We start from the raw sequence: 12,759 nt of genomic DNA, 5'->3' as shown, positions 1-12,759 counted from the left end.
CTGAAAGGCTGATTTCTCAAGAAGGGCTGGATTATTCGTTCCTGGAACGCGCTTTGCCGGTGAGGTGCCCCCTGGATCCAGCGCCGGCGCAGCCCTAGAGCTCCACTTCAACCCCGACTAGCCAAGCCACCAGGGTGAAATACACCCAGAGGCCGGTGAAGTCTTTAATGGTGGTGATAAAAGGATCCGCTCCCGGAGCGTGGTCAAAGCCCAGCTTTAACATCACCCAGGGCAAAATGGCGCCCAAGATAGCCCCCAAAGTGAGGACAGTGGCCAGAGCCAAGCCCACCGCTAGACCCAATTGTGGGATCCCATTGGGTGCCCCCTGCCAGAAGTAGGCAATCACCCCAGCCGTGGCCCCCAGGATCACACCGATAATGCCACCAATGCTGGCTTCCCGCAGCAAATAGGGGAGAAACTGCCGCACGTTGATGTGGCCCCAAGCCAAGCCACGGGCAAAGATGGTCGTAGATTGGGTACCGACATTACCGCCCATATCCATGACCAAGGGGATGAAAATAGCCGCTGCCGTCACCGCCTCCAACACCTCCTCAAAGGTTTGGATCACTCCCCCCACCACCATGCCGCCAATCAAGGTGATGATTAAAAACGTGATGCGCAGGCGGACGGCATACCAACGGGAGCCTTTAACCAGGCGCTCGCTCCAAACCTTGTCTCGGCTGAGCAAGCTGCCCACCCCTGCTTGGGCCAGAGCAGCATCCGTAGCCTCTTCTTCCACCAAATTGATCACATCTTCAAAAGTGATGTCACCCACCAAGCGTCCTTCACTGTCGACCACCGGAATAGCCGGCAAGCCCGAATCCTTGAGCAAACGAGCTGCCTGGAGATCCCGGTCGGTAACCCGCGCCACAGTATCAACCCCTTCAATCAGCTCCCGAATCGGTAGGTCGGGATCCGCCTTCACCAGCCGCACAGTGCGGATGAGACCCTTGTAGAACCGCTGATCGTCCACCACAAAAATCACATCCAGCTCATCGTCTCCCAGTTGAGAGTCCCGCACGCTGGCCAGAGCAGCCCCGACGGTGATGGTATCTCGTACCGACAAGTAGCGCAGGTTCATCAGCCGACCGGCACTGCGCTCTGGATAACCCAGCAAGATATTCACTGCTTCCCGAGCTTCTGGGCTGAGGTTGGCAATGAGGCGCTTGGTTACTTTGGCCGGCAACTCCTCAAACAGACGTACCCGCTCATCCGGAGGTAAGGCTTCTACCAGCCGGATCACTTCTGGGCTTTCCATGCTGCGAATGAGATCGGCCTGCTCTTCGGGCCGTAGATACTCAAACACTGCAATGGCTTTGTCTTTTTCCAGCAAGCGGAAAGCCAAAACCCGCTGCCGAGGTGAAATCTCCATCAACTGCTGCACCAGCTCGGCAATGGGAGCGCGGTTGGCCTCTCGCTTGGCGGCTTCCAAGGAAGCAGGGGTTAGGAGATCGCGAAGAACGTTGTGACGCATGATAAACCTCCGAACGTTGGGGTCAGCCGGGATGAAGAGAACCAGGAGGTCAACAGCCAACCGGTGCTCCGAGGCTCACAGGGAAGCCCTGAAACCCTTGGATGGCCGCGCAGCAAGCCGTAGGTCTAGCGCCAGGCCTCCAAGCCCAGCTTGGATCGCAAGCGCCCAAGCCAATAAAAGGGACTCCAAGGGATCCCCAGGCCTGCGGAAACCCCAAAACCCACAACGGGAAAGTCAAGGGGAATCCCCTCGGAATTACTCCTGATCTCCCCTTTTCTGAACAGGGCTGCACAAACCCATTGCTCAGGTAAGGCTCTGCTCAGCTCATCTGTTCGTCGCCGACTGAGAGAGCCACCCAAGTCAAAAGCTAGCTGGGAAAACTCTCCCACCCCTTCGCGTTGGCGAAACGGGATCCTCTCAAGCGACGACAGAAGCTGTCAGCGGGGAAAAGGAAGACACCAGTAAGAGCCCAATCTTCAAGAACGTGCTCCTCGAAGACCATCCACTGGTGGCTGGCGCTACGACTACCGGAAGCGTCCATGCTGTTGAACGTTTTCCTCCAAAAAGGTTAACCGAAACAACCCGGACAGCCAGAAGAGGATCTCTTCAGCTCCCTTTAGGCTAGTTGCAGGAGTGGGATCCCGTCAACCCTTTTTCTCCAGCTCATCCGGTGAAAAATTGGTGGGGCAGCTGGAGGGGTAAGATCGGGGTGAGCAGCAATAGCCCCCTTGTGGTTCCTCTCGTCTCGACATTGCCCTCAGCCTGACTCAGCAGAGTCTACATCTCGGTGGCTTGCGACCTTGAGCAACCCACGCCCTTCGCCGCCTCTGTTTTGTTAGTGGTTTTTGTTAGTGGTTTGTTGGTGGCCTTGCTTCAATGAGCTGCGCTTCCCATCTCCTACAGGTGCCGATGTCCTTGAGCTTATGGCCTCCCTTCCCCTCATTGCCGTGATCTTGGGCACACGGCCCGAAGCCATTAAGCTGGCCCCGGTGATTCAAGCCCTGCGTGCCAGTCCCCATCTGCGCACCGAGCTGATCTTGACCGGACAACACCGGGAAATGGTGGATCAGGTGATGCGGCTATTCGGTCTGCAAGCGGATCGGGATCTGGCGATCATGCGCCCCCGCCAAAGCTTGACGGACATCACCGAAGCCACCTTGCGGGGCCTAGAACTCTACTTTCAAGAGCAACATCCTCAACTGGTTTTGGTGCAGGGAGATACCACCACCGCCTTCGCTGCCGCCTTGGCAGCTTTTTACCACCGGATCCCGGTTGGGCATGTGGAAGCCGGACTGCGCACCGATGATCTCTACAATCCTTTCCCCGAAGAGGTCAATCGCCGCCTGATCTCCCAGTTGGCCAGCCTGCACTTTGCCCCTACCCCCCAAGCCGTTGACAACCTGAAGCGAAGCCACGTGGTGGGATCCATCCATTGCACCGGCAACACTGTCATCGACGCCCTACTGCAAGTGGCCTCCCAAGGGATCCCCTGCCCCATTCCCGGGCTGGACTGGCAGCGCTACCGTGTCCTGTTGGTTACCGTGCACCGGCGGGAAAATTGGGGGGATCCCTTAACCGCCATCGGCAAGGCTCTGCTGCAGATTTTGGCCGAGTTTCCCGATACCGCCCTTCTTTTGCCCCTCCATCCCAACCCCTTGGTGCGGGATCCCCTGCAAGCCCTGTTGGGATCCCATGAGCGGGCCTTTCTCACCGAGCCTCTGGACTATCCCCTCTGGGTGAGTGCCATGCAGCGCTGTACCCTCATTCTCAGCGACTCCGGCGGCATTCAAGAAGAAGCCCCTGCCCTGGGCAAACCGGTGCTGGTGCTGAGGCAGACCACCGAACGTCCTGAAGCGATTGCCGCCGGCACCGCCCGCTTGGTGGGCACCCATCCCGAAGGGATCCTGAAGGCAGCCCGAGAATTGCTCACAGACCCGCAAGCTTATGCCCGCATGGCCCAAGCCCAAAACCCCTTTGGCGATGGCACCGCCGCCCGGCAGATTTGCCACATCATCGAGCGGTGGTTTAATCCGCAAAGCCGCTCTGAAAGACTACGCAACACTGGTCGCTTTAGCGGGACGGAGTCCCTACGAAGCTGAACTTTGCCCAGCATGGAGAGGAGAGAGCAAAGAGAAGAGATTTCTTCCTCTCACTCCTCCCTTCTCACTCCTCGCCCCTCGGTACTCAAAAGGCTGGTTGTGAAGGACTGCACGGCCAAGTTCAGTCAGTTCGAGACCCAGTACGTGCCCCCCGACCAGAGACTTGGAGCTTTTGCCCTTCACATAGCCGATTGCTCCGCCCACCAAAAGCAGTGCCCCGTAGACCAGCAAGGTGATTTGTGCGGTCAGCATGATGGGGAAAACCTTGTCCTCTCCGGGCTTAATCCACAAGGATATCGCGAATCAAGGGCAGGCGAATGCTGATGTAGCGGTTGAGAATCGAAGCATCGACACTGCTGAGGGCCTGTTTTTTTTGACAAGCGCTCAGAAGCAGATTCACCAAGTCATCGTCACGCTTTGTGAGCCAATCTGGCCTGCCAATCTCGCTGACCAAAGACCAAAACTGGCGTACCATTTCAGGAGTCATGGCATCCATTTTGTGGAGATAGGGGCTGAACTGCAAAAGAATGGTCTAGGCCATCGATCTGATTCTAGAAAAAAGACGTCATCCACGAGGACAATATTTCGGCTCCGTCACAACTTAGGATAAGATGTCACGCTTTCCCACAAAGCTCAGCAAGCAGTGCCCCTTCCGGCTTTGTGAGGATCTTAGGAGGGTAAACCGGCAACTCCTGACGTGTATCAACATTCATTAGGCGTTAAAAAACGATGATTCCTGTCAAAATCTCGACATCAGCACCAGAAGATCCGCAAGCCCCCTTATCCAAGCTTCCAGATAGGGAGCAGATGCTAGCGCAAGGTGTACTGTAACCCATAGGCTCCTTCCTCTCCCGGCTTATGGGTGTTGGCCCGCAGGGTGTAGGTGCCGGTGCGGGGCAGAAAGGCAATCATGAGAGCATCGGTTCCACCACCTTGGTCATCATCCCAAGCCATGACTTCTCCACTCGGATCCAGCAGTTGCAAGAAGGCATCCAAATCAGAGCTGGTCATGGAAGCGATCAGGATCTGGCCGGCGCGGGCGGCAATGGGGTATTCGTCCATCCAACTGCCATCCTCGGGGTGCTGAAGGGATCCCTCCTGCAGACGGCCCGATAGGCTTTGCTGCCAATCTATCTGGGTGAGGACATAGGTGAGCCGGTAGTTGCCGGTGGATTCGGGCTCAAAGCTGGTGGCCCGCAAGGTGTAGGTGCCTCCCTCCGGCAGACGCACCGCCAACAGGGCATTCACATCTGGGTCAGAGTCATCGTTAAAGCCGATCACCCGCCCTTGGCCGTCCACCAGCTCCAGGTAAGCATCAAAATCTTCGCTCTCTAGGGCCGCAATTAAAATCTGCCCTGGCTCAGCGGTGATGGGGATCCCATCCCAAAAGCTGCCGTACTGGCGACTGACTTCATCTCCCGCCTCCAGCGCTCCCGTCACGGTTTGGCTGCCTCTCCACAGAGCAGAACGGGTCAGCGCAGATCCCACCGGCAAGCCGCTCTCTCCCACCCGATCCAACAGCCGACAGCCGCCGGCCAACCCCAATGCCACCAGAGCCAGAGTCAAACGGGATCCCCAACGGCGAGGAGATGCGCAAGAACGATACCAGCTCAACATCGGAAGGGATCCCTTTCTAAAGAATGGCAACTGTGGACTGATCCTACCCCCTGATTGAGGGAAAAGGTTGGCCAGAGACGACAACTTCTGCCGAACTTCATGCTGAGTTTTGAGATTGTTGGCCTGCCCCTTCCTTGCTTTTCCAGCCGAGAGCATACTGGTCTACAGGGCCTCCCAAGCTTGCAAGACGGCTTCTAGAGCCAGCCGCCCGTGGCCAAGATGGGTTCCCCCCTGCAAATAGACGGTGTAGGGATCCCGCATCGGCCCATCGGCAGAGAGTTCTGCACTGCTCCCGGCAATAAAGGTGCCTGCTGCCATCACCACCGGGTCTGCATAACCGGGCATCACCTCCGGCACTGGGGTGAGGTAGGAATCCACAGGAGAACTGTTTTGAATGGCGTGGCAAAAGGCCTGCAGCTTTTGCGGGGATCCCAATTGAATGGCCTGGATGATATCGGTGCGAGGAGCTTGAGGCAGAGGCGAGACCGGGTAGCCCAGATCAGAAAACACCTGCGCCGCCAGATGGGCGATCTTCACCGCTTCGGCCACCATCTGCGGGGCCAAGAACAGACCTTGAAACAGAAGGCGGTTGAGATCCAAAGTCGCCCCCCCTTCAGAACCAATGCCCGGAGCCGTTAACCGACAAGCGGCTTGCTCCACCAGCTCTGCCCGCCCGGCCACATAGCCCCCTGCGGGAACGAGGGTGCCCCCCGGATTTTTGATCAGGGATCCGGCAATCAGATCTGCGCCCACATGGGTTGGCTCCTGGGTTTCCACAAATTCGCCGTAGCAATTGTCCACAAAAACCACAACTTCGGGGTTTTGCGCTTTGACCATTTGGATCATCTCGGCGATCTGGGCGATGGGAAAGCTGGGCCGCCAATCATAGCCGCAGGAGCGCTGAATGTGAACCAACCGGGTTTGCGGTCTGAGGGCGGTTTTCAGGGCCTGCCAATCAACAGTTCCCTCCCGCAAATCCAACTGGCGGTAATCGATGCCGAACTCCCGCAGGGATCCCCGCCCGGAGCCCCGCAGGCCGATAACCTCCTCAAGGGTGTCGTAGGGGGGGCCGGTAATGCTCAGCAGCTCATCCCCCGGACGCAGCACCCCAAACAAAGCACAGGCGATGGCATGGGTACCAGACACCATCTGCAGCCGCACCACCGCTGCCTCACAGCCCATGATCTGGGCAAACACCCGATCCAAAACCTGCCGCCCCTGGTCGTCGTGGCCATACCCCGACACCCCGGCAAAGTGATGGGATCCCACCCGCTGCTCGCGAAAGGCCCGCAACACCCGCGCCAGGTTCTCTCTGAGGGTCTTCTCCACCGCCTGAAACCGCTCCTGCAGAGCCTCCTCTGCTCTGTCCAAAAGCTCTGCCGCCTTCAACGGGATCCCTCTGCCCACACCGTCTGCCTCACCTTTCGCACACCAAGGCGATTCCGAGAGTAGCATTTTAGCCACCCCCAAAAGAGCTGGTCTTTTCCCCCCAGCTTCCCAATAAGACTGCGCCGGCAGAACGGAGTTCCAACTTCTTATGTAGCTCTCCGAATAGAAACCTTACGGCATGGAACAGCGGACAACAGGCTTGCCAAAGCCAATACCAACAGCGACAATACCCCTCAAATTGAAAGCCCCATATTGATAAAAAGCTTAATTTATGTCAATATCCCTTCATTTTTCCTATCAAGCGCCATCCAATCGAGATTCTGCTAAGCTGTGGAGTAACACCAACATACGGTAAGCGGAGAACTGGAGCATTTGGATTGCCGAGTTATGGGCAGTCCGGCGTGGGTTTGGTTTCTCAAAAGCAGGTCAGAGTTAGAGACGTTGTTTAATCAACTTAAAATCCAGCTTGGAAAGCTTTTTAGTAGGCTGGATCTGTCTATGGGTTTGATGATAGATTTGTCTTTTGGGTTAACCCATTGACCTGGGAACTTGCAACTTAAGCTCGAAAGAACTTTTCCCAAAAGCACCCAATACGGCCAACTAGGAGTCTATGTCTTGCATAACAGGGATCCCGCTTATCCGCAAAACTCCCAAGATTTGGGAAAAATCAGGAATTCAAGATCTCCTTAAACATTAAGAGAGCCTAAATTTATTCTTAACCTCTGGCAGAGATCCCAGAGAGAGATGTTAACTTAGACTTAACCCAAGAGGTTAGTGCCACTCCCAAAGCCGATCTGCTCACCCTTGATGACAGGGCTTCGTTTTTGCAAATTAAAGGGCTGAGGTCGCCCGTGAGCTGGGGTCGCTTTCGAAAGCCAGAGGGATCCCAGGTGGGGGTGAGGCGCTATCTCAGGTATAAACCGACATGACTGGGAGAGTCCTCATGACTAAGCTTGTGATCCAAGGGAAAAACGTCGAGATTACCGAGGCCATCCGCAGCTACGTTCAAGAAAAAATTGAGCGCGCTGTCAGTCATTTTGCCCAGATCACCAGTGAGGTTGATGTCAACCTATCGGTAGCCCGCAACCCCCGTATCAGTGCCAGCCAATCTGCCGAAGTGACCGTCTACGCCAATGGCACCGTGATCCGGGCGGAAGAAAGCAGCGAAAACCTCTATGCCAGCATCGACCGTGTGGCCGACAAGCTGGCCCGCAAGTTGCGCAAATACAAAGAACGGAACGGCATTCACCGCGTCCGCCACACCCCCAAAACCTCCGTGGCAGTGGCCCAGCAGCCCGCCACCGATCCGCTAAATACGGAACGGCAAGCGGAGTTACCGGCAGAGGTGGTGCGCACCAAGTACTTCGCCATGCCACCCATGACGGTTCAGGAAGCGTTGCACCAGTTGGAGCTAGTGGATCACGACTTCTACGTTTTCCGCAATATCGAAAATGGCGAGATCAACGTTATCTACGTCCGCAACCATGGCGGCTATGGCCTGATCCGCCCCCGCTAAGGCTTGGTGAAGATGCGTGGTGAGCTCTCCTCCCAACTTACTTCTCCAGGATCCAGCGGCACTTTCTATCTGTTGCTACAGCTCACCGATTCTGCCCTGCCGATTGGGGCTTATTCCCACTCCTGGGGCTTGGAAGCTGCCGTTCAAGCGGGTCAACTTCGCGATCGGGCCAGGGTGCAGCAATATCTGCTGGGGGTTTTACACATGGGCCTAGCCCCCACCGAGGGCAGAGCCTGTGCCTTGGCCCATCGTCTGTCCCGATTGGGAGCCGAGTCAGGAGTGGAGAAACTGCAGCAGCAACTGCAAGCAACCCGTTGGGCGGCAGAACCGCGCCAAGCCAGCTTGGATTTGGGCAAACGCCTAGCTCAACTGGCAGAACGCACCTGGGGAATCTCCGTCCCCAAAGCAGAGGGAGAGCCACTGCATCATTCCTTGGTGTTCGGCTGGATCTGCGCTCAGGCGGGCATTGGGCTGGAAGATACCCTGCGTGCCTTCTTGTTCTCCTCCCTCACCGGGTTGGTCTCGGCGGCAGTGCGCTTGGTGCCTTTGGGGCATACCGAGGGGCAAAGCCTGCTGGCCCAATTGTATGAGCCGATCGAGGCAGTGGTGCATCAGGAGATTCTGCCGGTCATGAAGCGAGCCGAAAGGCCAAACCTCTCCCTCGGCTGGCCGCCCCTAAGCAGCTTCACCCCTCTACAAGAACGGGATTGTCAAGCCCACCAACACCTCTATTCCCGCCTTTTTCAATCGTAAACTACCCACACTCATGCTGATGCAAAGCGCTCCGCGCCGCTCAAGCGAAAGAGTGCGGGCTTTCAGTAGCCCTGAGCTTGTTTCGCTCGGCAGAACAAAACAAGCCCGGACCTCCAGGCTGGTTTACGGCAGCCCCCAAGAGCGCAATTACGTTTGCACCATTCAAGTCCGCATCCCCTTCCCATCCACAGTGCCCACACTTAAACTGCTTCCCACTGCGATTTTGCTACGCAACGCTGACGCGACAGGATTGCGCAGGGTCGGGATGGATGTGCAAACACCGGTGGCAGGTCTGCGACGTGTAGGCAGGCGGAACAAGAATCAGAGAAACCCCTGCAACCCTCGCCTTGTATTCCAGAAATTGACGTAGTTGGTAGAACGCCCAACTGTTGGCCCTGCGCCTTTCGGTTTTGCTGCGGGGTTGTTGATTGACTCTTTCCCGGATCCCCGTCAGGTCTTCCAGAGCGATAGCGCTGTTGGTAGCCTTTGCCCTGGAGACAATAGCTTTGGAGATGCGATGATTGACCCACGTTTGAAAGCGTCTTTCCTTGCCAGACAGCCGTTGCAACAGTTGACGGCATCTGCGCCGCGAACTGCGTGTGCCCTTACTGGCTTTTTGCTGGAGTACCGCTCTCAGCTTGGAATAACGGTCTCGTATTTTGCTCAACTGCTGTCCATTCCAGTTGTCCCCCTCTGACGTATGGGCAATATCTGTCCTTCCCAAATCCACGCCTATTACCCGAGCTGTGTTCTGCCGCTCCGGTAACTTTGCTTCCACGCAAATCTGGATGGAGTAGGAACCGTCTTTGCGCTTGACCAGAGTGGCCGATTTGGGATTGGAGCCTGCCAACTGTTCTCTCTGGTAATGACCAATCGCCAGCTCAAAGCGCTCTCGACCCTCCACCGTGGTCAGCGACACCGTCCAGTCTTTCTCGCGAAATGAAAAGATACGAGCGTCATAGGTAGCAAAGCCCCCCTTGAACGCTTTGACCGGACGGTTTTTCTGTCGGGCAACTTTACGAGCACCTGCTAGCCGTCTGCAGACCTGTACGGCCAAGTTACTGGACAAGCCGAACCGGGCACGGATTTCGCGGTAGCACAGAGATTGAAGTTTAACGGCGTTAACGATCTTCTCCGGTGTGTTCTGGTTCACCCAGTTCAAGGCTTGGCCGAAGGCATCCAAGGTCGCATCCAACTTTGCGGCTTGCGACTGAGACACCTTGAGCCTGCAGGAAAGGGTCAGGACTTGGGTCATACCCTTACGGTACCTCATCAAAGTGCATTCCTCCCGACCCTCGCCCTGTGGGCAGAGGGCGGGGCTCCTGCGCTAGTAAGCTGAGACTTCAATCACCAGCTTCCCGTACTGCTTAGCCACCGCCTTCAGCAGCTCTTTGAAGGCTCCATGCGCCCAAGTCAGTAGCGAGCGCACTACTCTGCCCTGCATAGCTGCAAGGCCGCAATCTCTCGCCCCCTAACGGGAAGTGGGGGAGAGGTACATAAAGAAGAAGTCTAATTGTCGGCATTAGCGGCGAAGGGGCTCGGAAATGGCCGCCACCTCCCGCAGAAACTGATCCTGTTGTTGGCTCAAAATGCCCAGGTCGGGGCCTTGGTTGAGCAGGATAAAGCGGGTGCCATCCGGCAATTGCCCCATCATCATCAGCCGATCCGCAGCGGATCCCACCTGAGCCACCGTGCCTGGGGGCAAGGTGCGCGCCTGCAGGGTGCTGTGGCCAATGCCCGCTCTGGGCAAGATCCGAGTCGGATCCCCGTCCGTGAGATCCACCAACTGCTCCCAGAGGTGAGCTAGGGCGCGAGGGGAGAGGTACAGGGCTTGCCCCCTTTGTCCAAAGCGAATGTCTTGCTCGGCGGGGGCCATGTCGGGATCCAGGCGGGAAATGGGCTGAGCCACCAACCGCTGCCGCAGGTACTCCAGCAGGGCTGTTTTGCCCCCCAGTTCCGCCAACAGGGCTTCTGCCATAGTCCGGTCGTTGCTGCCGTTGAGGATTTGCAACAGGGATCCCAGGCGTAGCGAGGTATAACGAGCCAAGCAGTGGGCGTCCGCGGGCAGGGCTGTCAGGGTTGACACCGAGCCGCGAATGGCAACCGGGTGGGGCTGTTGCGTATCGCTGAGGAGCTCTGCCAAACGCCGAGCACCGGCCAAAGGATCGGGTTGGCCCAGCAGGTGGAAGGGGTACAACACCTTCACATCCCCGTCGATCTGGCGAATGTTGAGGCTATGCAAATGGTGGGCCAGCTCTGCCACATTCGCTTCCGTGAAGTAGGGATCCCCGCCACCCACCAGGATCAAATCTCCCGTCAAGCGATGGCCCAAAAGATGGCCTGTGGTGTAGAACCGGGTCTCAAAGCGACGTTCATAGCCCCAAGTCTCCAGGGCCATCAAGCTGATGGCCAACTGATCCAAGGCTCCCACCGGCAAAGGCCGATCCGATAAATGCTCCGCTAACAGATCCCCTTCCGGTGTCCAGAGCAGGATCCCCTGTTGAGAGAGCGCTCCCCCTTGGGCTGCCAATCCCTGCAAAAAGCCGGACAAGACCGGAGCATAAGGGGAATCTTCCCACTCCGGCGATTGGGCACGAGGCCACCAGGGGGGAAGGCCCGGAGTTCCACTTGGGGAAGGCAGCGGCGGCGGTGGGGTGGGGATGGGGGGGAAAGGATTCTGAGCCGATGTGGGAAACTCGACTTCGGCACCCGTGCGATTGCTCCAGCAGGCCCCCAAGGCCAAAGCACCGGCCAACGGGATCCCTGCCCAGAGGAAACGACGATGGGGGCGCAACCCCTGTGGGATAAGCGGCATGACGACCTCACCAAAGACACTTGCAAAAGACGACAGGCTGGCAAGACTTGACGCTACTCTAGTGCCATCCGAACTGCCTTTGCAAATCTCTGTGGCAGCCTCTTCCAGCGCTATCGACTCCAGTTCATGCGAGCCCATCTTTTGCTTGGCAGGGATCCCCCTCGGCTGTAGCCTGATGCGAAGCCAGAAAATGCTGTGTTGCCTGATGGATATCCTTTGCAACGGCAATGGCTGCAGATCGTCCGTTGGCTGTGCAAGGGCTAGGCTGTACTGGAGAGGGTGGGGGATGGCTCATACACTCGTGCAGAACGGATCGCAAGCTCCTTCTCTCCTGAGTAAAAGATAAAATAGGGCGATTTAGACTCTAAGCATTCCAGGCCGCCAATGGGAAACAGTCCAACCAAAGTAAGAGTTCAATCGGAAAAACAGGCTTTCCTAGAACGGTGGCATGACATTCTCGCCCCCAACTCCTTGGGCTATCGCATTCGATTGTTGTCTCAATTGGTGCGGCGGAAGTTCCAGTCCTATTTAGAGCCTTTTGGCCTAACCATCTCCCATTGGGTGGTGCTCTGCTGCCTCTGGGAAGAAGACGGGATCCCGACTTCCACCATTTGTGAGCGCCTGCAGCAGTTGGGGGGCACCATGACCGGGGTGTTGGATGGCATGGAAAAACGGGAGCTGATCCGGCGGCAGCGGGATCCTGAGGATCGGCGGATTTGGCGAGTCTACCTCACACCGGCAGGAGAGGAGCTGAAAGACGTTTTGCCCCCTCTGATTTGGCAGTTGCGGGAGCAAACCTACGGCTGTCTCAGCCCAGAAGAACGGGCAACCCTCTCGCGGCTGGTGGATCGGCTGATCGCCCATTTGTCGGTGGATCCAGAGGCGGCTGTATTGTCAGAGCCAAGCCAATAGTCTTTGGTCTTCATGGGTCGTGTTGGTAAACTACCCCCGCCTAAAGGCGGGAGCTTTCAGTAGCCCTAGAGTCGGCAAGCCAACCCTGGACCTCTAGGCTGGTTTACAAAGGCAGCCCCAAGTCTGGCAATCATACTCGCCCCATTCCAGTCCGCATCCCCTTCCCATCCACAATGCCCACACT

At 57.1% G+C, this 12,759-nt stretch carries 10 protein-coding genes and 1 pseudogene; 4 read left to right on the top strand and 7 right to left on the bottom strand.

From position 1 onward, the window contains the following. Window positions 1–94: 94 nt before the first annotated feature. Entirely contained in the window at window positions 95–1,474 is a 1,380-nt protein-coding gene (gene mgtE / locus ACVWVQ_RS07790; RefSeq protein ID WP_457507796.1) for a magnesium transporter, read from the bottom strand. Window positions 1,475–2,397: 923 nt separating this feature from the next. Between mgtE and wecB the strand changes: the two genes are divergently transcribed. After that, window positions 2,398–3,573 (top strand): non-hydrolyzing UDP-N-acetylglucosamine 2-epimerase, encoded by a 1,176-nt coding sequence (wecB, locus tag ACVWVQ_RS07785; protein ID WP_457507794.1) that lies wholly within the window; start codon window positions 2,398–2,400, stop codon window positions 3,571–3,573. On the opposite strand, the gene ACVWVQ_RS07780 is transcribed toward wecB, so the two are convergent. The 4 genes from ACVWVQ_RS07780 to ACVWVQ_RS07765 all read right to left on the bottom strand — a co-directional run bounded on the left by ACVWVQ_RS07780 (window position 3,562) and on the right by ACVWVQ_RS07765 (window position 6,579). Beyond that, window positions 3,562–3,825 (bottom strand): TMEM14 family protein, encoded by a 264-nt coding sequence (locus ACVWVQ_RS07780; RefSeq protein WP_414358080.1) that lies wholly within the window; start codon window positions 3,823–3,825, stop codon window positions 3,562–3,564. The genes wecB and ACVWVQ_RS07780 overlap by 12 nt on opposite strands. Before the next feature lie 28 nt (window positions 3,826–3,853). Then, complete coding sequence (locus ACVWVQ_RS07775) at window positions 3,854–4,060, bottom strand: hypothetical protein (RefSeq protein WP_414358077.1); 207 nt, start codon at window positions 4,058–4,060, stop codon at window positions 3,854–3,856. A gap of 323 nt (window positions 4,061–4,383) precedes the next feature. After that, window positions 4,384–5,190 (bottom strand): PPC domain-containing protein, encoded by an 807-nt coding sequence (locus ACVWVQ_RS07770; RefSeq protein ID WP_457507792.1) that lies wholly within the window; start codon window positions 5,188–5,190, stop codon window positions 4,384–4,386. A 162-nt stretch (window positions 5,191–5,352) separates the two neighbouring features. Next, on the bottom strand, window positions 5,353–6,579 hold the full coding sequence (locus tag ACVWVQ_RS07765; protein ID WP_457507867.1) for a methionine gamma-lyase family protein: 1,227 nt from the start codon (window positions 6,577–6,579) through the stop codon (window positions 5,353–5,355). Between the two features lie 943 nt (window positions 6,580–7,522). Between ACVWVQ_RS07765 and hpf the strand changes: the two genes are divergently transcribed. Next, window positions 7,523–8,095 (top strand): ribosome hibernation-promoting factor, HPF/YfiA family, encoded by a 573-nt coding sequence (hpf, locus tag ACVWVQ_RS07760; protein ID WP_414374807.1) that lies wholly within the window; start codon window positions 7,523–7,525, stop codon window positions 8,093–8,095. A 12-nt stretch (window positions 8,096–8,107) separates the two neighbouring features. Further along, window positions 8,108–8,848, top strand: a complete 741-nt coding sequence (locus ACVWVQ_RS07755) for an urease accessory protein UreF (RefSeq protein ID WP_457507790.1) — start codon at window positions 8,108–8,110, stop codon at window positions 8,846–8,848. Between the two features lie 40 nt (window positions 8,849–8,888). Here ACVWVQ_RS07755 and ACVWVQ_RS07750 read toward each other — a convergent pair. Beyond that, window positions 8,889–10,103 (bottom strand): annotated as a pseudogene (locus ACVWVQ_RS07750) (RNA-guided endonuclease InsQ/TnpB family protein). Window positions 10,104–10,370: 267 nt separating this feature from the next. After that, window positions 10,371–11,663, bottom strand: a complete 1,293-nt coding sequence (locus ACVWVQ_RS07745) for a D-alanyl-D-alanine carboxypeptidase (protein ID WP_414398668.1) — start codon at window positions 11,661–11,663, stop codon at window positions 10,371–10,373. A 384-nt stretch (window positions 11,664–12,047) separates the two neighbouring features. Here ACVWVQ_RS07745 and ACVWVQ_RS07740 point away from each other — a divergent pair, with 384 nt between their 5' ends. Beyond that, complete coding sequence (locus ACVWVQ_RS07740) at window positions 12,048–12,575, top strand: MarR family winged helix-turn-helix transcriptional regulator (protein ID WP_414358452.1); 528 nt, start codon at window positions 12,048–12,050, stop codon at window positions 12,573–12,575. Window positions 12,576–12,759: the final 184 nt, after the last annotated feature.

This window comes from Thermostichus sp. MS-CIW-36 (genome assembly GCF_054059035.1).
The sequence above is the reverse complement of the archived record's forward strand: the minus strand, read 5'-3'. Positions and strand labels throughout refer to the sequence as shown.